The following is an 18,944-nucleotide window of genomic DNA, read 5'->3' on the forward strand; positions in this document are numbered from 1 at the left end:
GGACGAGGCAGCCTTCATCACCGGCACGACGATCATCGTCGATGGCGGCCAGCTCCTGCCTGAAGGCAACGACTTCAGGATCAACCCCGAATGACGGGCGAGCTTGACCGGGGCGGCCCGGGCCTGCGGGGCTGCCCTGTCCTGATCAACGCGGCCGGCACGTTGACGCGCCTCTCCGGCGGGCCCCTGGCCCCGGGCGTGCTGGAGGCGATGGTCGAGGCGGACGCCGTGTCCATCGACATGTTCGAGATGCAAGCGCACGCCTCGCGGGCCATCGCCGATGCCACAGGCGCCGAAGCCGGCCTCGTGACCACCGGCGCGGCGGCCGGTCTGCTTCTGGGGGCCGCCGCCTGCCTTGCAGGGTTGGATGTCGGGCGGATGAACCGGCTGCCAGAGACGGACGGCCCCGACGAGATCGTCGTCGCGCGCGGACACCGCAACGGCTACGACCATGCCCTTCGCGCCGCCGGGGCACGGTTCGTCGACGTGGGGTTCGCCGAACCGCTCGCGGGGGCCGGCGTGCGCGACACGGAAAGCTGGGACTACGAGGCGGCGATCACGGCTCGGACGGCCGCGCTTCTCTACGTCGCCCGCGACCGGGCAGAGCCGCCCCTACCCGAAGTGGTCGAGGTGGCCCGCGCCCATGACGTGCCGGTGATCGTGGACGCGGCGGCGGAACTGCCGCCGCAAGAGAACCTCCAGCGCTTCGTGCAGGACGGGGCGGATATCGTTGTCTTCTCCGGCGGCAAGGTGCTGGGCGGACCCGCCGGCACCGGGCTGATGGCGGGACGGGCGGATCTGATCGCCTCGGCAGCGCTGCAGATGCTCGACGTCGACCTCCGCTGGGACGACTGGCGCCCGCCGCCCGGCTTCATCGACAAGGCGCGTCTGCGGGGCCTGCCCCGGCAGGGCATAGGACGCGCCTGCAAGGTCGGCAAGCACGAGATTGCCGGCCTGCTCGCGGCGCTTGGACATTTCCTGGCCGAGGGCGACGACGCCCGGCATGCCCGCTGGCTGGAAACCTGCCGCCGCATCGCCGACGGCCTGGCTCCCCAAGGTCGGTTTATCGCCGAACTGGAGGGCGCAGAGCGCACCACATGTGTCCCACGCCTGGTCCTGCACTGCGACGATGCGGCGCGAGCCGGGGCACTTCGCCAGCAGATGGCCTCGCACCGTCCCCCCGTCCAGACGGCCTTCGACCCGGACCGGCCGCACTGCGTGGTCATCAACCCGGTCTGCATTCGAGAGGTCGAGATCCCGGTGATCGTGGCGGCCGTCTCGGGCTGAACCGCTGGCGGCACCGGTCTGCGAGGTGGGGTATCCGACGGTGCCCGGAGGTGCGCAAGCCGCCGGAGGGCCGTGATACCCCAAGCGTCCTTGACCTGTGCAGAGCGTGGCAGGGCCCGTCCGCGTCACCTCCCGGTCAAGGCGAAGGGAGGTAGCGCCGCGGGTGCGTCGACACTGCCAGCGAAGCGGTTCGGACGCCAAGCGCGACCGCCTCTTCAAGCTCTGTGTCGCGCGCAAGAGCGTGCAGGAAGGCCGCGTTAAACACGTCGCCCGCGCCGACCGAATCCACGACCTCCACCGCGGGTGCTGCGCAGCGGGCCCGCCCGCCCGGGCCGAGCGCCTCCGCCCCCTGCGCGCCGCGCTTGATAACCGCGATCCCGCCGGGCCGGAGCAATCGCGCGAGATCGTCAGGGGCCGGATCGTCGCGTTCGGTCAGCGCCGCGGCCTCGACCTCGTTCACCAGAAGCGCGTCGACCTGCGCCGCCCAACCAAACGCCTCGCGCCGCACGTCGCCGTTCCATCCCGTCGGCGGCCAGCCCGTATCCAGCGCCACACGCACCCCATGTGCCCGCGCCTTCGCGAAGAGCGCGTCGTACTCCGCCGTCAGCGAAGTCGTCAGGAAGGCCCCGCAGAGCAGCAACCATCCGCTTGCGAGGCGTTCCCAGTCCAGCCCGTCGCGAACCTGCTCCCAGGTCAGCGCGGCAAGGTGTCCGGCCGTGGTGAAGAAGGTGCGCTCGCCGTTCGGATGGGTGATCCCCACCGAGACGGTCGAGGCGCCCGCAGCGACCGGCCAGGCCTCGGCATGCGGGGCCAGCTGATCGCGCATCCATCGGCCGAAGAGATCCGAGCCGGTGTTGGCGACAAACTGGAAATCGGCCCCCAGCGCCAGCCACGCCTGCGCCGAGTTCGCGGCCGAGCCGCCCACGCGCAACTCGTCGTGCGGCACGATGACCTCGGAGCCGGGCACCGGCCAAGGCGCGGCCGGACCGAGGATCATGTCGACATTGACGTTTCCGACGACCGCAAGCGGCTGCATCCGTTCACTCGACCCGCGTGACCTTGCTGGAATGGATGGGCGTGCCGACATCCGCGACACGCCGAACGGCAAACTCCACCATGAAGGCCTGCGCGGCCGGGAGCATCCGGAACAGCGCCCCCAGGTCCGCGGCGGGCTGCAATCCTACGGTCGTTGCGCCTTCCACCGGCTCTGCGCCAGAGGCGTCGAAGACCACGGTGGGCGCGCCGGTCGCCGCCGTTTCTGTCGCCAGACGGCCGACCAGATCGGCGGTCCCGTCCTTGCCGCGAAACATCACCACACCGACATGCGCGCCGAGCATTTCCATCGGGCCATGCCGAAGCTGACCGCCTTCCATCGCGAAGCAGGGCCGTCTCGACAGCTCGGTGAGGCCCAGCGCGATCGCCTCGGCGAGCCCCTGCAGGCGGCGGCCGCTGGTGACGACGGCGTCCACCTGCGCCAGCGTATCCAGCGCCGCGCCGACCTTCACCGGCCGCGGATCACCGAGCACCTCGGCCATGTCCCCGGTATCGGCGCCCAACTCACCCAGCACGGCCGCGTGAAGGGCGAGCGTGACCATCAGGCTGCGTGTGGCGGCGAAGGCGGTCTCGGTTCCGCCGGCTCCGAGGAGGCTTGGCACGGCGCGCGCCAGCGTCGAGCCGGATTCCATGGTCAGGCCGAACAGGTCCCGCGCCGCGTCCCGACCGTCGAGCCACCGCAACACCTCGGCGCTTTCGCCCGACTGCGACGTCAGCATCACGGTCCGCCCCGCGACCGGAAGCGGCGTGTAGAGCTGCTCCGACAGGGGAAGCGCCAAGGCGTCGATACCGAGGGAGCGATAGATCGGCGCGACCGCCCGCCCCGCCGCGTGCGACGCGCCCATGCCCAGCAGCAGCAACCGCCCGGTCTCGCGGACAGAGCCGGCCACGCGCCGCGCTATGTCCGGCGCCCCGCGAAAGGACGCGAGAGCATCGGAATGCTGGCGGGCCATCTCGTCGCGGATGGCCAGCAGCCCGGGCGGTGTCGAAGTGTCGGTCGTCATGTCGTGACTCCCTCATCGTTGGACGGGCGGCAAAGAAGAAGAACTGTCACGCCAGCCGTGTCTGGCTCCGCCGTCAGAGGCGTTCGCCCGATCCACCATCCGCAGCACGACCAAGGCGCCTGCGGGAAGCGAGATGCTTTGCCAAGATCCCGCCGTTCTCGCACCGCGCCCGCCCGGGTCGGGATCATGCCGTCTTCGGCCTCTCCGGAAGCCACTTCTTCTCCAGGCTGCAGATCATCGTGTACGCGGGATTGAACACGTTGCCCACGTCGTAGCGGACGGTCTGGCCGAGCAGATGCGCGGTATCGGGCTCGGACAGACCGTATTCGGACTTGAGCCAGACCACCATCTCGGTCGTCGCGTGCTGAAGCGCCTGGTCCAGCGGGCACGCATTGCCCACGGTGAAGATGCGGCCGTCCAGCTCGCCGCGCGGCCAGCCGATCGTCCGACGCTTTTCGACGGTCAGACGGATTTCCACCTCGCAGCAGGTCTCGATACCGGTGCCGGATATCTCGCCGTCGCCCTGGGCCGCATGGCAGTCGCCGACGAAGAACAGGGCGCCGGGCACGGCGACCGGGAAACGCACGCTGCAGCCGACGGCGAAGCCGCGGTAATCCATGTTGCCGCCGTTCCGGCCGCTGGTCGCGGTCGAGATGGCCTCGCCGCCCGCGGGCGCGACGCCGAAGCACCCGATCATCGGCGTGTAGGGAAGAACGAGGTGCTTCAGCGCGGCCTCCGGCGCTTCGAGCCGAACGGTGGACGCCTCCCGGTCGATGATCCACTCCGCGCGATCCCGAGGCGGCAGATTGCGGGCATATTCCGGGTCCAGCACGTTTGCCGAGAGGGCCGAACGGGTCCAGCCCGTCCCACGCGCCGGGTCGATCCTCAGGATGTCGACCCGAAGCGCGTCTCCCGGCTCGGCCCCCGCAACGTGGATCGGACCGTTCATCGGGTTCGGCCGGTCGGCCACCCGCTCGCCGCGCGCATTCGTGCCTGCCGCGTCAAGGGTTTCGGTCACGACGATGTCGCCACTGGCGATGCGCATGGCCGGCTCCATCTCTGCCAGGAGGTTCGACCACTTTGACGGCGTGAAGCGAATTGTCTCGGCCACAGGAGTTCCCCACTAGGCGCCACCGCTGGGATCCTGAACGACCCGCAGATCGTCTGGAGACTGCACGCTGCCGGATTTGGTGGCAAGACCGCCTGTTCCGTCGTCGGACACCAATGCCCTCCAGCGTCACCAAAAGGAGCGCAGCGCCCCCTTCCAGGCCAAAGGCGGCGATCCGAGCCTGATGGATCCGTATCCGGGCCGCGGGAACAACGTCGCGGCGGAACCGTTTCTGCCCAGATGGAGAGACGGGACGTGGATGTCCGGAAAAGCGTCCGAGGTTGGACAGTAGGGTAACCAATTGGAATTGTTATGGATAGCGGTAACAGGACGTGCGGACGCCGGGCCGTCCGGAGCGTTCCCCGGGCAAGGACCGATCCTGACGCAAGGAGTGAGACAGATGTCGGAAACGGTTGCGGATTTCGTGCCGAAGCGGCTCGACGAATGGGGCGTCCGCCGGATCCACGGCTCTCCCGGCGACGGGAGCGGCGCACGGACCGACCCGAACGTGCCGACCCTGCCGCCGCATGTCACCATGGAGCGGGCGAAAAGCCATGCCACCGCCGTGCCGACGGGCGACCCGGACACGCGCGGCATCCTGTGGCACACGGGTACGCGGAGCTGAGCCATGGCAGAGAACGGTGACGCGGCGTGGGCGGTGGCCCGGGCCGACCGGCTGGCGGTGATGATCGATTCCGCCGCCGGGTTCCGCGCGATGCTGGACGCGCTGCGCCAGGCGAAGCGGCGGGTCTGGATCGTCGGCTGGACGTTCGACCCGCGCACCCGGATGGACCCGACCGACGACACCGCGGACACGCGGATCGGCGCGGTGCTGAACGCGCTCGCGCGAGAGCGGCCGGAGCTGGAGATCCGGGTGCTGATCTGGAACGCCAGCGGGCTGGCGCACGCGGCGCGGCGGCTGCAACCCACGCTGGCGCGGACGTGGTTCCGGGACGGCCGGGTGCGCTTCGCCACCGACGACACGCTGCCGCTGGGAGCGTCGATGCACCGCAAGTTGGTGGTGATCGACGACGCGCTTGCCTTTTGCCCGAACGACGACATCACCGTGAACCGCTGGGACGACACGGCGCATCTCGACCGGAACCCGGCGCGGCGCCTGCCTTCGGGCCGGGGCGGCCCGCCGTGGCACGCGGTCCATGCGATGCTGGACGGGCCGGCCGCCGCGCGGCTGGCCGACGTGGCGCGCGAGCGGTGGACCAGCGTGACCGGAGAGGACGTGGCGCCGCTGGAGACGCCCGGCGCGGCGGCGTGGCCCGAGGGAGTGGCGCCGCTGCTTCGCGACCGCGAGGTGACGGTGACGGGCACCGACCCGTCGGGCGGCGCGGGGGCGCCGCAGGCCGGGCTGGTCCATGCGCTGCGCTGCATCGAACGGGCGCGCCGCAGTCTCTACATCGAGGCGACCTACCTGACCTCGCCCCGCCTGCGCGAGGCGCTGGCGGCGCGGCTGCGCGAGGCGGACGGCCCCGAGGTGGTTCTGGTGACCGGGCGGCACGCGCCGTCGTTCTTCGACCGGGCGGTGATGGACCCGCCGTGCACGCTGTTCCTAAACCGGCTGCGCGCGGCCGATCTGCACGGCCGGCTGACGGCGGTGGCGCCGCGGGCGCCCGCGGGGCGGTTGGTGCGGGTGCATGCCAAGGTGATGATCGTGGACGACCGGCTGCTGAGGATGGGGTCGTTCAACATTTCCAACCGCTCCGGCGGGTACGATCCGGAATGCGACATCGCCGTGGAGGCCGGCGACGACGAGCCGCTGCGCGACCTGCGGCAGCGGCTGATCGGGCACTTCGTGGGGCAGGACGCGGCAGAGGTGGCGCGGGCCGAGGCCGCGGCGGGGTCGATCGGCGGCGCGCTGCGGCATCTCGACCCCGAGGCGCGGCGGCTCCCGCCGCTGCGGCCGCGCCCGCCGCTCTGGCGCGGCTGGCTGGCGCGGCTGCACCTGGGCGACCCGGAAGGGCGCGGCGATGCCTGGCGGCCCTGGCGGCGGGCCGGGTAATCGCGGGAACAGGTCCGGGCGCGGGCTGTTTCCGGTCCGGTTTCAGGGAAAGGAGGGCGCCATGCCCGCAAAGTCGAAAGCGCAGCAGAAAGCCGCCGGCGCGGCGCCCCGGCCTGCCCGGGTATCAGTCGTCGGTGGGGTCCGGGCCCGACGGGCCGACTTCGACCTCGGGATCCTCCGGCGCGAGGTCTTCCACCGGCGCGTCGGCCGGCAGGGACACGTCGCCTTCGTTCCGCTCTTCGACGGTCGGATCTGCCGGCTCTTCCGGGCCGGGCGCGAAATACACCTCTTCCGCGATCCAGTAGAGGATGATGCCGATACCGAAGAGGGCGACCAGCCCCATGCCGATAAGGGGGCCGCGATGGCGGCGCTGCTGCTTTTTCACGTTGGTGTCTGGGGGAGTCATGGTGAACCTCCGTTGCGAATTATGCTCTGAACGCGCCCGGCCGGCGGGCCGGGGTTTCGGATCGGTCGGCGGCCTACGGCGTGTCGTCCGGTATCGGGGGTCTGCGGCCGTTGGCCTGCTGATCCGGCAGGATCGAGCGGATGTCGTCGATAAGCGCCGCGCGGGATCGGGCCTGTGGCGCGGTGTCGCCGTCGCGGATGGGCTCGGTCGGCACGGCCTTCGGAACCTGCTCGCACTGGTCGGCGGGATAGCCGCCTGCGGCGAGAGTTCCCTGAAGCGCCTCGGGCCCGATGCAATGGCCGCCGGGGCTCCGGAGCCGTCCGATGTCGGGTGTCCGTGTCAACGGAGCGTCCTTTTCGTCGTTCCCATGTCAACGCGCGGCCCCGGTGCCCCGTTCCCTCGCGTCGGCTTTCGGGGGGATCGGAGCCTGTCGCGCGGGGTCGCCTCGTTCCCGCTCAGCGACCGGACGCGCGCGTCTCGATCCGCCAGTCGTCCGTGTGCCAGGGCGCGCGCGCCCGCCGCTCAGCCCGACAGCCCGGCCCAGAGCGTCAGGCCGACGAAGATCGCCAGCCACACCAGCGCCGCCGCGCCGGTCAGGCGGATCTGCATGGCCGAGCGGCCCAGCCCCATGAAGCCGAACGCCACCAGCGCCGCCTTCGCCGCCGCGATCCCGAGCGCCAGCACCGGGTTGCCCGCGCCGAGGTCGAGGAACGCGACCCAGGTGGTCAGGGCGAGAAGCGCGGCGAGCGCGCCGAAGGTGATCAGGTGGCGGGTCATGCGGGGGCGATCAGGTAGAGCAGCGGGTAGAGGAAGATCCACACGATATCAACGAAGTGCCAGTAGAGCGCGAGGTCGCGGACCGCGTGGAAATCCGCCCTGCCCCGCCGGTGGCGCCATGTCGCCAGGAGCCAGCCGATACAGGCCAGCCCGCCCAGCATGTGCGCCGCGTGCAGCCCCGTCAGGATGAAGTAGCAGCGGAAGAAGAAGGCGGCACCGTCCGCGTCCGGGCCATCATAGGCGAAGGCGAGGCCGGCGAAGGGGGCCAGCCCCTCGCGCAGCTCCATCGCCCATTCGTAGCCCTTGATGCCGAGGAACAGCACGCCCAGCAGACAGGTCACCGCCAGCAGCACCCCCGCGCGGCGGTCGGCGCGGTCGGCGCGCGCCTCGGCCCGCGCGATGGCGAGGCTGGAGCAGATCAGGATGGCTGTGTTCAGCGCCCCGAGCCGCCAGTCGAGATGGCTCGACGCGTTGGCGAAGCCCGTCGCGTGGTCGAGCCGCCCGAAGGTGTAGACCAGCAGGAGGCCGGCGAACATCATCGCCTCGGAGGCGAGGAAGATCCACATGCCGAAGGCGGTGGCGATGCCTTCCTCGGTGCCGGTGTTGAAGGCGCTGTCGCGGGAGGTGTCGCTCATGGCGAGCGCTCCGGCTGGCCGTGCTCGTGCTGGGCACCCTTGTCCTGTGCCTCGGGCTCGGGGTTGATGTAGTCGTAGGCGGGCCCGGTGACGGTGGGCGTTTCGTCGAAATTCTCCTGCGGCGGCGGCGAGGACGTGCGCCATTCGAGGCCCGTCGCCTCCCACGGGTCGGCGGGCGCGGGGCGGCCGCGGACCAGCGACAGGCCCAGGTAGACCAGCGGCATCAGGTAGCTGACCGCCAGGATGATCGCGCCCGCCGAGGACATCACGTGCCAGAACGAGAACTCTTCCGGGTAGCTGTGATAGCGGCGCGGCATGCCGAGATAGCCCAGGATGTATTGCGGGAAGAAGGTGAAGTTGAAGCCGACGAAGGTGGCGATGGCCGCGATCCGGCCCCAGAATTCCGGGTACATCCGCCCGGTGATCTTGGGCCACCAGAAATGCAGGCCCCCCATGAAGGCCGTCACCATGCCGCCCACCATGATGTAGTGGAAATGCGCCACGACGAAGTAGGTGTCGTGCAGGTGCACGTCGACCACCAGCGCCGCCAGGAACAGCCCCGCGAGCCCGCCGAAGGTGAACAGGAACAGGAAGGTCAGCGCGTAGAGCATCGGCGTGGGAAACCGGATCGACCCGCGCCGGAGCGTCAGGGACCACGAGAACACCTTGATCGCCGAGGGCACCGCCACGAGGAACGAGAACAGCGAGAACAGGATGCCGGCATAGGCCGACTGCCCGCTGACGAACATGTGGTGGCCCCAGACGAGGAAGCCGAAGACGGCGATCGCCATCGAGGACAGCGCGACCGCCTTGTAGCCGAACAGCGGCTGGCGGCTGAAGCAGGGCAGGATCTCGCTGACCACCCCCATGCCGGGCAGGATCATGATGTAGACCGCCGGGTGCGAGTAGAACCAGAACAGGTGCTGGAACAGCAAGGGATCGCCGCCCAGCGCCGGATCGAACACGCCGAGGCCCAGCACCCGCTCGGCCACGATCAGGATCAGCGAGGCGGCGAGCACCGGAGTGGCCAGCACCATGACCAGAGCGGTGGCGTACATCGTCCAGACGAAGATCGGCAGGCGGAACCATGTCAGCCCCGTCGCGCGCAGCCGGTGGATGGTGACGATGAAGTTGATCCCCGTCATGATCGAGGAGAAGCCGACGATGAACACCCCGAAGGCCGCCGCGCTGACGTAGGAATTGGAGTAGATCGACGAATAGGGCGTGTAGAAGGTCCAGCCCGTGTCGACCCCGCCCATCAGCACCGCGAAGAGCGTAAACAGGCTGCCGCCCATGAACACGTACCACGACGCGAGGTTCAGCCGGGGCAGCGCCAGGTCGCGCGCCCCGATCATCAGCGGCAGCAGGAAGTTGCCCAGCGTCGCGGGGATCGACGGGACCAGGAAGAACCAGATCATGATGATCCCGTGGATCGAGAACAGCCGGTTGTAGGTGTCGTCGCTGACCAGATCGCCCTCGGCCGTGGCGAGCTCCAGCCGCATCATCACCGCCATCGCCCCGCCGATGAAGAAGAACGCGGTCAGCGCCAGCAGGTAGAGCCAGGCGATGCGCTTGTGATCGAAGCTGAGCAGCCAGGCGCGCGGCCCGTGTTTCTCGCCCAGGTAGGAGCCGGTGTCGGGCGCCTTTCCGGTCACGGCATCGGTCATTGCGGCACCTCCTCGTCCAGCGACAGCGAGCGGATATAGGCCACCAGCGCCTGCAGCTCCGCCTCGCTGACCAGTCCGTCGAAGCTGGGCATGACGGCGCGGTAGCCGGCGGCGACGTGCTTGTCGGGCTGCAGGATGGAATCGCGGATGTAGGTGGCGTCGGCGGTGACCGTGCCGGTTTCGGTGGCGACGGGGCGGCTGAAGATGCCCGCCAGTTCCGGCGCGCGGATTTCCGAAGAGGCGCCGTGGCAGCCCGAGCAGCCGAGCGCCCGGAACAGCGCCTCGCCCTCCTCGGCCATCGAGGGGGCCTGCGCCTGCCGGTCGAGCCAGTCCGCGTAATCCTCGGGCTCCATCACCGTGATCCAGCCGGTCATCTTCGAATGCTCCGTCCCGCAGTATTCGGCGCAGAACAGGCGGAATTTCCCTGTCTTTGTCGCCTCGAACCACAGCTCCGTCGAGCGGCCCGGCACCACGTCCTGTTTCACGCGGAAGGCGGGGACGAACATGGAGTGGATCACGTCCTGCGAGCCAAGCCGCACGACCACCGGCTCTCCGCGCGGGACGTGGAGGGCGTTGATCTCTCGCTGTCCGCCGGGGTGGCGGAATTTCCACATCCACTGCTTGGCGATTCCGTTGACCACCAGCGCGTCGCTCGGGATGCGTTCGTCCCGCAGGAACAGCGCCGCGCCCCAGGCGAAGATGATGGCGGCGACGATGGTCGTGGCCGAGGTCCATGCGATCTCGAACGGCAGGGAGCGGCCCCGCGCGCGGTGGCGGGCGGCGGGCGCGTTGCGGCGGTAGCGGGCAGCGTAGACGATGACGAGCCCGGTCAGGAACAGCCCCAGCGCGCCGGCGAAGGCGACGAGCGTGAAGAACAGCAGGTCGACCTGCGGCGCGAAGGTCGACGCGCTGTCGGGGAAGATGCGGATGCCTTCGTTCATGACCGTCTCCGGCTTAGCAGGAGGACGGCGGCGCCGAGGGTCAGCAGCGCGACGACCCCGCCGCCGCGCACCGCCGCCATGATCGCGGGCGTGTACTGCCCCTTGGTCGCGTCGAACCCGGCGCAAAGCAGGTAGAGCTTGTCGGCCAGCGTGCCGAGCTTTCCTTCGGAGGCCTCGACGAGCGCGAGTTCCGTGTCGCGGGCGCCGAAGGTGGCGGCGGGCAGGACGCGGGCGAGCCGCGCGTCGGGGGTCAGGGCGAAGACGGCGATGGGGTGGACGTATTCGTCGGTGCGGGGGCGGGGTTCGGTCTCCAGACCGAGGGTTCGGGCCATGGCGCCGCCGGGGCCGGTGAGGAAGCGCCACGGGGCGAGCGGGGCGTCGGGGACGGCCGTAGCCAGCTTTTCGCGGTTTGCGGCGGCATCGTCGGGCGTCTCGTTGGCGGCGACGGAGACGAAGAGGGCGCGGTAGGCGTCGGGCGGCAAATCGGTGCCCGCCAGCGCGTCGGCCAGCCGGGTCTGCACGACGCCGCAGAGGTTCGGGCAGGTGTGGTAGCCCAGGATCAGGAGGGCGGGCTTGCCTTTCAGGATGTCGGAGAGCGGCGCGGTGTGGCCGTCGGCATCAGTGAAGGTCGCGGAGGCGTCGAGCTGCGTGCCGATCTCGGGCGTGAAGGCCGGGCGGGCCAGCGCCGCGGCGGGCAGCAGGAGGAGGAGCAGCAGCAGCCGGATCATTCCGCGCACTCCGCCTGCGGGGCGCGGGCCGGCAGGGTGCAGTCTTCCGTGCCGCGGTCCGGCAGCCCCTCGCGCGCGATGATGTCCATGGCCACGGAGACCGGCACATGCGCGGTGCCCGCCGCGCGGTCGGCCCAGTCCAGCCGGTCGCGGCGGGCGCGCTGGATCGCCATCAGTTCCTCCAGGTCGGCAGGCGGGTCGGTCTGCAACTCCGGGCCCCGGCCGGTTTCGGGTTGCCGCCCGACGTCGCCCACGCCCGGCAGCAGCAGGTCGACCCCCAGCACGACCGCGACGATCAGCACGGCGAGGCCGGCCACGAACCGCCGCAGCAGGCGGGGCGAGACGTCGCGGGTCTCGTGGGTCTGTTCAGGCATGGCGCGCCTCCCGCCGGCGCAGCAGCCCCAGCGCGGCGAGCCAGAGACCCAGCGCCAGCGCGGCCGCGCCCGCCTGCGCCCAGCCCGGCCCCGGCATCGCCGGCAGCACGCGCCATGCGACGTCGGCCCCCTGCCCGGCCAGCAGCAGCGCCGCGACCGCGCCGAACCGGCGCAGCCGCACCGACCGCCACGCCAGCGCGACCCCCGCGCCGATGTTCAGTACCAGCCCCGCGCCCAGCAGCCAGCCCCAGCCATGTCGGGCGCGGTCGAGATACCAGTGGATCTCGTGCGGGAGGTCGGAGGACCAGACGATCAGCCATTGCATGTAGTGCAGGTACGCCCAGAGCAGCAGGAAGCCGAAGGCGAGCTTGCCGAGGTCGTCCTTGCGCTCCGTTTCCAGACCGCGCCGATCCAAAGCGATCAGCCCGGCGGCCAGCGCGCCCGTCATCATCGTGGCCATCGCGATCAGCGGGTGGATAGTGGAATAGAACTCTGGCTCCGGCGCCATCAGCCAGTCGATGTCGAACACGCTGACCGTGAGGGCCAACACGATCAGCGAGACGACCGACTCCGCTCCGCCCCGCGCGCCGGTGGCGAAGCGCAGGGCGAGGATCAGCCATGCAACTGCGCAGAGCGCGGCGCGGGCGTAGAGGAACGGGAGGTTCAGGTACGGGAGCTTGGCGCGGACGACCTCCGGCAGGGTCTCTGCCGGCGCCGTCCAGGGGAACAGCGCCCCGGGCACCAGCACCAGTGGCAGGGAGAGCAACAATGCCACGGGCAGGCCCATGGCCAGCGCGCGCAGGGGTGGCTGCAACCGTTCGCCCCAGCGCCCGCCGGTCAGCGCGTGGATATGGCCCAGCCCCAGCGCGCCCAGCGACAGTCCGAGGCAGAACACCATGGCCGCCAGCCAGCCGCCGGCCAGCGCCGGGCCTTCCCCGAACACACCGGCCGGCACAGCCAGCGCCAGCCCGCAGACGGCGAGGATCAGGCCGGCGCGCGTCATCGCTCCGTCTCCAGCGCGGCGCGCATGTCCTCGGGCAGGGCCGAGACCGGCACCGACTGCGCGAATTGCAGGGCGCGGATATAGGCGGTGATGGCCCAGCGGTCGGCAGGGGTCACGCGCGCGGCGTAGGAATACATCGCGCCGTAGCCGCCCGTGATCACGTCGTAGAAATGCCGGTCGGGCGCCGCCACCAGCCTTGGGTCGAAATAGCTCGGCGGCTGCGGAAAGCCGCGCTGTACCACCATGCCGTGCCCGCGTCCGTCGATCCCGTGGCACGGGGCGCAGTAGATATCGTACCGCTCCTGCCCGCGGTCCAGCATGGCGCGCGTCACCGGTCCGGGGATCTCGTCGGGCACCGGCGACAGGTCGTCGCCGCGCGCCACCGTGCCCGGCACCGGCGGGCGGGCGGACATGCCGTTGGCGAAATGGTCCGACGGCTCGTAGAACTCGTGCCGGGGCATCTCGTCCATCTCCTGCCGGCAGGCGGCGAGCAACAGGAGCAGGAGCGCGGCGCGTTTCATTGCGGCACCTCCTCGACCCGCTCGCCGCCAAGGTCGGTCAGCCGGGCGCGCAGGGCATCGGCCGTGTCCCCGCCCAGCGGCACCAGCAACCAGAAGCCGCCGCCACGGGCAAAGGTGAAACCGGGCGTGGCGAAGACCGGGTCGTGCAGCTGCGGCAGGCCGTTGGCGCGGAACAGGCCGAACCCCCCTGCCAGCGCGGCGCCCAGTATCCCGCCCTCGAAGGCGAGCATCAGGTAGGCGGGCCAGGCGTTCAGCCCGCGCCCGCCCACGTTGATCGGATAGGCGATGGTGACGGAATAGAGGATGAGCGCATAGACGAAGACCGCCCCCGCCATGCCGCCCGCCAGCATCGCCAGCGGCAGCCGCGTGCGTCGCATGCCCAGCGTCTCGGCCAGCCCCTCCACCGGGTAGGGCGTGAAGGCGTCCATGCCCGGCCGCCCGGCCAGCGCGCGGGCGGCGGCGCAGAGCGCGTGCTCGTCCGGGAAGGCGGCCATCAGGGCGGGGCGGGGATCGGCGGTCATGCCTCCCTCCGCTCGTCGGCGAGTTCGCCGACCTCGAAGATGGTGATCGCCGGCAGGATGCGCAGGAACAGGAACATCAGCGCGAAGAACGCCCCCAGCGTGCCGAAGAAGACCCCGAAATCCACCCATTGCAGCGATTGCGTGCCCCACGCGGCCGGCAGGAAGCCGGTGGAGGGGCCGGTCACGACGATCACGTAGCGCTCCAGCCACATGCCGAGGTTGATGAGCAGGGAGATCACGAAGAGCGCCGGCATCCACAGCCGGACGCGGCGGAACCACAGCAGTTGCAGGACGCCCACGTTGCAGGCCAGCATGACCCAGAAGAACGGCGCGTAGGGACCGACGAGCCGCTGCCACGCCATCATGCGCTCGGCCGGGTTGCCGGAATACCAGGCGAAGAAGAACTCGGCCGCGTAACCGTAGGCCACGATCAGTCCCGCCGCGATCATGATCTTCGCGCCGTTGTCGATGTGGCGCTTGGTGATCAGATCCTCGACCCGGAACAGCCGGCGCAGCGGGATCGCGATGGTCAGCACCATGGCGAACCCGGAATAGAGCGCGCCGGCCACGAAATAGGGCGGAAAGATCGTGGAATGATAGCCGGGCGCCATGCCGTAGGTGAAATCCAGCGACACGATGGAATGCACCGACACCACCAGCGGCGTCGCCAGCACGGCAAGCAGGTAGTAGACCGCGTCGAACCGCGCCCAGTGAAACGCCGACCCGCGCCAGCCCAGCGCGAGGATGCCGTAGAACAGCTGTGCCGCGCGGTTCTTCGCCCGGTCGCGCAGCACGGCGAGGTCGGGCACGAGGCCGATATACCAGAACAGCAGCGACACCGTGCCGTAGGTGGCGATAGCGGCGAAGTCCCAGACCAGCGGGCTGCGCCATTGCGGCCAGTGCATGTGCGTGTTGGGCAGCGGCAGCAACCAGTAGAAGAACCACGGCCGTCCCAGGTGCAGGATCGGGAACAGCGCCGCCATCGCCACCGCGAACAGCGTCATCGCCTCGGCGAAGCGGTTGACGGAGGCGCGCCAGTCCTGGCGGAACAGCAAAAGCACCGCCGAGATCAGCGTGCCGGCATGGCCGATCCCCACCCACCAGACGAAGTTCGACAGCATCGTGCCCCAGGCCACGGGGATGTTGATGCCGTAGGTGCCCACGCCCTGCGTGATCAGCCAGGCGACGGTCGTGAACAGCACGAGAACCAGCAGGAAGGCCGCCAGGAACGCCAGCCAGAAGAACCGGGGCATCTGCCCCTTCAGGACGATGGAGGCGATGCGCCCGGAAATCTCGCGCGTCCCCGGGTGTCCGCGCATCACCGGTGGGCGTTCCGGGATGTCAGCCATCGCCGCCCTCCGCCGGATTGCACAGCGCCGCGAGGTAGGTGGTGCGAGGCCGGGTGTTCAGCTCTTCCAGCAGGCCGTAATTCAGCGGGCTATCCTTTTCGGCGCGCACGGCCGCGTCCGGCTCGTTCAGGTCGCCGAAGGTGATCGCCTGGGTCGGGCAGGCCTGCTGGCAGGCGGTGACCACGGCGCCCTCGGCGATCTCCTCGCTGCCGTCGACCTCGGCGGCGATGCGCGCGGCGCTGATGCGCTGGACGCAGTAGGTGCATTTCTCCATCACCCCGCGCTGGCGCATCGACACGTCGGGGTTCTTCGCGTTCTGCCCCAGGTCGGGCACGTCGAAGTCGTTGTAGGACCGGAAGTTGAACCGCCGCACCTTGTAGGGGCAGTTCTGCGAGCAATAGCGGGTGCCGATGCACCGGTTGTAGATCTGCGCGTTCAGCCCGTCATGGGTATGGACCGTGGCGTTGACCGGGCAGACGGGTTCGCAGGGGGCCTTTTCGCAATGCATGCAGGGCACCGGCTGGAACAGCGTCTCCGGCGCCTCGGGCGGGCCGTCGTAGTAGCGGTCGACGCGCAGCCAGTGCATCTCGTGCCCGCGCTCGCATTCCTCGGGGCCGACGCTGGGCGTGTTGTTCTCGGCCGCGCAGGCGCTGACGCAGGCCATGCAGCCGATGCAGGCGGTCAGGTCGATGGACATGCCCCAGCTTTCGCGGGGGTAGTCCCAGTCGGGATAGAGCGACTCCTCCGGCGGCGGCGGGTGGTGGGCGTGCGGCGCCCGCGGGTCGTCGGTGAACGCGGCCAGCGTGGCGCGGCGGACGGGCGCGCGGCCCTCCATCGCGTGGTGGTGCTGGGTGGTCAGCACGGGGGCGCGGCGGCCGGTGGGCGACAGCGTCATGCCGGTCAGGTGGCGGCGGCCGGTCCGCATCAGGGCGAAGCCGTCGACGCCGCGCGCGAACCCGCTGACCGGCCCGGCGCGGCCATGGCCCAGCGTCAGGGTCAGGCTGCCGGCGGGCTGGCCGGGCATGACCCAGACGGGGGCGTCCAGTTGTATCTTGTCCGCCGTGACCTGCACGATGTCGCCGGTCTCCACCCCCAGCCGCTCGGCGTCGCCGGGAGCGATCTGCAGGGCGTTGCCCCAGACAATCTTGGTCAGCGGGCGGGGCAGTTCCTGCAGCATGGCGGATTGCGCGTGACGGCCCTCGCGCAGCCACGGGTCGGGAAGCAGCGACAGGTCGAAGCCTTCGGGCGTGGTGGCCGCTGGCGGGGCGGGCCGCGGCGGCTCGATGGCGGCGAAGGCCGTGTCCTCCACCGTGCCGCGCTGCACCGCCTCCAGCCATGCGCGGTCGTCGAGGTCGCCCCATGTCGCCCGCACCGGCGCCTTCGGATGGGTCACGTCGCCGGCCAGCTCGGCCAGTAGCTGGTGCGCGCTGCGGCTGGCGAAGAGCGGGTGGATCAGCGGTTGCGCGATGGCGGCGGTGCCGTCGTGGCCGCGCGCGTCGGACCACGCCTCGAACGGGTGCGCGGCGGGCAGCAGCCAGTGAGCCATCCGCGCGGTGGCGTCGCGGTGCGCGGCGTGGTGCCACAGGGTGTCGAGCGCGCCGAAGGCCTCGCCGGCGTCCAGACCGGCGGGGGCCGTGCCGATCGGGTCGAAGGCGAGGCTGAGAAGCGCGTGTGTGGTGCCGTCGCGGATCGCTTCGCACAGGTCGGCGAGGTCGCCGTCCACCTCCATCGCGTCGGGCGCCTCGATGTAGCGGACCGGCCCGCCGACCCGCGCCTGCGCCGCCGGGCTGCCCAGAACGAGGCCGCCCTGCCCCGCCGCACGCAGGTCGTCCGCCGCGCGGGTCACCCAGCGGCGCACCGAAGCGGGCAGGTTGGCATCCGGCGCCGCCCCGTCGAGCGCCGCCAGCAGCGCCCGTTCCGCCAGCGGCACCAGCGAGACACGCAGCGCCGCGCGGTGGTCGGCCTTGGCGCCGGTCAGCGTGGGGGTCGTCTCCAGCGCATGCAGCCGCAGCATCCCGTCGCCGGGCGCCCGCACGCGGCGCGCGTCGGCGGAGGCGCGGGCATGGGCCAGCCGCCCCGGCCCCTCGCCTAGCACGTCAGAGTCCAGGCTGACCGCCACCGTCGCGCGGGAGAAGTCCGGCAGGGCCAAGGGGCCCGGCGTGCGGAGCGGCGCGTGGCGATAGACGCGGAGGGCGGGATAGAGCCGTTTCAGTCCCGCGATCTGCCGGCGCAGCGTCGGCGAGGTCTCCGGGCCGACCAGCAGCGCCGCGCCTGCGCCCCCCGCCTCGCCCAGCCGGTCGCGCCAGGCGACCATCGCCCGCGCGACCTCGGCCCAGCCGACGGGGCGGCCGCCGCGTTCCGGCGCGCGCAGGCGCTCGGGGTCGAACAGCTCCAGGCAGGCCGCCTGCATCACCGCGTCCGAGGCGCCCAGCGAGGAAGGGTGGTCGGGGTTGCCCTCCACCTTCGTCGGTCGCCCCTCGTGGCACTGCACCACCGCGCCGATGCCGTAGCCCTCGGACGGCAGGACGGTCGCGTAGTGGCGCGGCACGCCGGGCACCGTCATCTCGGGCTGTTTCACCCACGGCACGATCTCGTCCGCCCGCGCGAGGCCGGCCATGCCCGACAGGCCCAGCGCGGCGCCCATCAGCTTCATCGCCTGCCGCCGGTCCACCGCCCCCGCCAGCCCCTCGGCCAGCGCGGGGAACTCCGCGTCGATCCAGCGGCGCAGGGCGGGGTCGTCGGCGCGCTCTTCCAGCGAGCGCCAGAGCTCACCTGTGGCAGACATTGCAATCCGTCATCGTTTCGGGGTGGATGTCGTAGCGGCCCATCAGCGCCGCCTGCTCCGCCTCGCTGCCGCGGCGCCAGTCGGTGGCGAACACCGCCTCGGGCGGGCGCAGGTTCGGCGCCGGGTCGCGGTGGCAGTCGAGGCACCATTCCATGGTCAGGGGCGCGGCCTGGCGCATCAGCGGCATCTCGTCCACCGCGCCATGGCAGGTGGTGCAGCCGACGCCGTTCGACACATGCGCGCCGTGGTTGAAATAGACGTAGTCGGCCAGGTCGTGCACCCGGTTCCAGCGCAGCGGCGTGCCGGTGGCGAGGCTTTGGCGCACGGGGTCCAGCATCTCGGCCCGCGTCCAGAGCTGCGAATGGCAGGTCATGCAGGTCTCGGTCGGCGGCATCCCGGCGAAGGCCGACTGCTCAACCGCCGCGTGGCAATAGCGGCAGTCGATGCCCAGCCCCCCGGCATGGTGCTGGTGCGAGAACGGCACGGGCTGTGCGAGGATGCGGTCCTGCCCGGTGAACATGTCCGACCGGGGCAGCAGCACGCTCAGCGCCACCAGTCCGAGCACCGCCACCAGCGCCGCCCACAGCACCAGGCGCGCGATGCCGTTGGCGGCCTCGGGAAAGATCTGCGGCACGGCGCGCCCTCAGGCGGCCGGCGCCGGGCGGAGGCAGCGCGGGACGGAGCGTGCAGGCATCGGCGATCCCTTTCGAACAGCTTTCGGACCTTGCGGCCGGGGGCGGCGTCTGGCGGGTTCTCGAGGGATGGTGATCC

20 protein-coding genes are annotated in these 18,944 nt (G+C 71.0%); 3 read left to right on the forward strand and 17 right to left on the reverse strand.

Annotated elements, in window-relative coordinates:
- Positions 1–90: 90 nt before the first annotated feature.
- Entirely contained in the window at positions 91–1,287 is a 1,197-nt protein-coding gene (locus P1J78_RS18515; RefSeq protein ID WP_275568870.1) for an aminotransferase class V-fold PLP-dependent enzyme, read from the forward strand.
- 136 nt (positions 1,288–1,423) lie between these two features.
- Here P1J78_RS18515 and P1J78_RS18520 read toward each other — a convergent pair whose 3' ends face one another.
- From P1J78_RS18520 to P1J78_RS18530, 3 genes are all read right to left on the reverse strand, one after another.
- Positions 1,424–2,323, reverse strand: coding sequence for a carbohydrate kinase family protein (locus tag P1J78_RS18520; protein WP_275568871.1), 900 nt, complete (start codon positions 2,321–2,323; stop codon positions 1,424–1,426).
- Between the two features lie 4 nt (positions 2,324–2,327).
- Positions 2,328–3,344: an SIS domain-containing protein gene (locus P1J78_RS18525; RefSeq protein WP_275568872.1), complete on the reverse strand. Its 1,017-nt coding sequence runs from the start codon at positions 3,342–3,344 to the stop codon at positions 2,328–2,330.
- Between the two features lie 184 nt (positions 3,345–3,528).
- Positions 3,529–4,455: an acetamidase/formamidase family protein gene (locus P1J78_RS18530; protein ID WP_275568873.1), complete on the reverse strand. Its 927-nt coding sequence runs from the start codon at positions 4,453–4,455 to the stop codon at positions 3,529–3,531.
- A gap of 397 nt (positions 4,456–4,852) precedes the next feature.
- Between P1J78_RS18530 and P1J78_RS18535 the strand changes: the two genes are divergently transcribed.
- Together P1J78_RS18535 and P1J78_RS18540 are read left to right on the forward strand one after the other, a co-directional pair.
- Entirely contained in the window at positions 4,853–5,077 is a 225-nt protein-coding gene (locus tag P1J78_RS18535; RefSeq protein WP_275568874.1) for a hypothetical protein, read from the forward strand.
- Positions 5,078–5,080: 3 nt separating this feature from the next.
- A complete protein-coding gene (locus tag P1J78_RS18540; protein ID WP_275568875.1) occupies positions 5,081–6,466 on the forward strand; it encodes a phospholipase D-like domain-containing protein in 1,386 nt (461 codons plus the stop codon).
- 124 nt (positions 6,467–6,590) lie between these two features.
- Here the strand turns inward: P1J78_RS18540 and P1J78_RS18545 are convergent, their stop codons facing one another.
- The 14 genes from P1J78_RS18545 to P1J78_RS18610 form a co-directional block, all read right to left on the reverse strand.
- A complete protein-coding gene (locus tag P1J78_RS18545; protein WP_275568876.1) occupies positions 6,591–6,872 on the reverse strand; it encodes a hypothetical protein in 282 nt (93 codons plus the stop codon).
- 73 nt (positions 6,873–6,945) lie between these two features.
- On the reverse strand, positions 6,946–7,215 hold the full coding sequence (locus P1J78_RS18550; protein WP_275568877.1) for a hypothetical protein: 270 nt from the start codon (positions 7,213–7,215) through the stop codon (positions 6,946–6,948).
- Between the two features lie 179 nt (positions 7,216–7,394).
- The gene (locus P1J78_RS18555) at positions 7,395–7,649 is read right to left on the reverse strand and encodes a cytochrome C oxidase subunit IV family protein (RefSeq protein WP_275568878.1); all 255 of its coding nucleotides are present in this window, start codon (positions 7,647–7,649) and stop codon (positions 7,395–7,397) included.
- Positions 7,646–8,284 (reverse strand): cytochrome c oxidase subunit 3, encoded by a 639-nt coding sequence (locus P1J78_RS18560; RefSeq protein WP_275568879.1) that lies wholly within the window; start codon positions 8,282–8,284, stop codon positions 7,646–7,648. Before P1J78_RS18560 ends, P1J78_RS18555 begins: the two co-directional genes overlap by 4 nt.
- Positions 8,281–9,951: a cytochrome c oxidase subunit I gene (locus P1J78_RS18565; protein ID WP_275568880.1), complete on the reverse strand. Its 1,671-nt coding sequence runs from the start codon at positions 9,949–9,951 to the stop codon at positions 8,281–8,283. Before P1J78_RS18565 ends, P1J78_RS18560 begins: the two co-directional genes overlap by 4 nt.
- Positions 9,948–10,892, reverse strand: coding sequence for a cytochrome c oxidase subunit II (gene coxB, locus P1J78_RS18570; protein WP_275568881.1), 945 nt, complete (start codon positions 10,890–10,892; stop codon positions 9,948–9,950). Before coxB ends, P1J78_RS18565 begins: the two co-directional genes overlap by 4 nt.
- Positions 10,889–11,620 (reverse strand): SCO family protein, encoded by a 732-nt coding sequence (locus tag P1J78_RS18575; protein WP_275568882.1) that lies wholly within the window; start codon positions 11,618–11,620, stop codon positions 10,889–10,891. Before P1J78_RS18575 ends, coxB begins: the two co-directional genes overlap by 4 nt.
- Positions 11,617–11,994: a hypothetical protein gene (locus tag P1J78_RS18580; RefSeq protein ID WP_275568883.1), complete on the reverse strand. Its 378-nt coding sequence runs from the start codon at positions 11,992–11,994 to the stop codon at positions 11,617–11,619. The genes P1J78_RS18575 and P1J78_RS18580 overlap by 4 nt, the downstream gene beginning before the upstream one ends.
- Positions 11,987–12,997, reverse strand: a complete 1,011-nt coding sequence (locus tag P1J78_RS18585) for a hypothetical protein (protein WP_275568884.1) — start codon at positions 12,995–12,997, stop codon at positions 11,987–11,989. Before P1J78_RS18585 ends, P1J78_RS18580 begins: the two co-directional genes overlap by 8 nt.
- Positions 12,994–13,518, reverse strand: a complete 525-nt coding sequence (locus P1J78_RS18590; protein ID WP_275568885.1) for a c-type cytochrome — start codon at positions 13,516–13,518, stop codon at positions 12,994–12,996. Before P1J78_RS18590 ends, P1J78_RS18585 begins: the two co-directional genes overlap by 4 nt.
- On the reverse strand, positions 13,515–14,039 hold the full coding sequence (locus P1J78_RS18595; protein ID WP_275568886.1) for a DUF3341 domain-containing protein: 525 nt from the start codon (positions 14,037–14,039) through the stop codon (positions 13,515–13,517). Before P1J78_RS18595 ends, P1J78_RS18590 begins: the two co-directional genes overlap by 4 nt.
- Positions 14,036–15,388: an NrfD/PsrC family molybdoenzyme membrane anchor subunit gene (gene nrfD / locus P1J78_RS18600; RefSeq protein ID WP_275568887.1), complete on the reverse strand. Its 1,353-nt coding sequence runs from the start codon at positions 15,386–15,388 to the stop codon at positions 14,036–14,038. Before nrfD ends, P1J78_RS18595 begins: the two co-directional genes overlap by 4 nt.
- Positions 15,381–18,173, reverse strand: a complete 2,793-nt coding sequence (locus P1J78_RS18605; protein WP_275568888.1) for a TAT-variant-translocated molybdopterin oxidoreductase — start codon at positions 18,171–18,173, stop codon at positions 15,381–15,383. The genes nrfD and P1J78_RS18605 overlap by 8 nt, the downstream gene beginning before the upstream one ends.
- Complete coding sequence (locus tag P1J78_RS18610; protein ID WP_275568889.1) at positions 18,157–18,807, reverse strand: cytochrome c3 family protein; 651 nt, start codon at positions 18,805–18,807, stop codon at positions 18,157–18,159. Before P1J78_RS18610 ends, P1J78_RS18605 begins: the two co-directional genes overlap by 17 nt.
- Positions 18,808–18,944 lie beyond the last annotated feature (137 nt).

This window comes from Psychromarinibacter sediminicola (genome assembly GCF_029168335.1).
GTDB lineage: Bacteria > Pseudomonadota > Alphaproteobacteria > Rhodobacterales > Rhodobacteraceae > Psychromarinibacter > Psychromarinibacter sediminicola.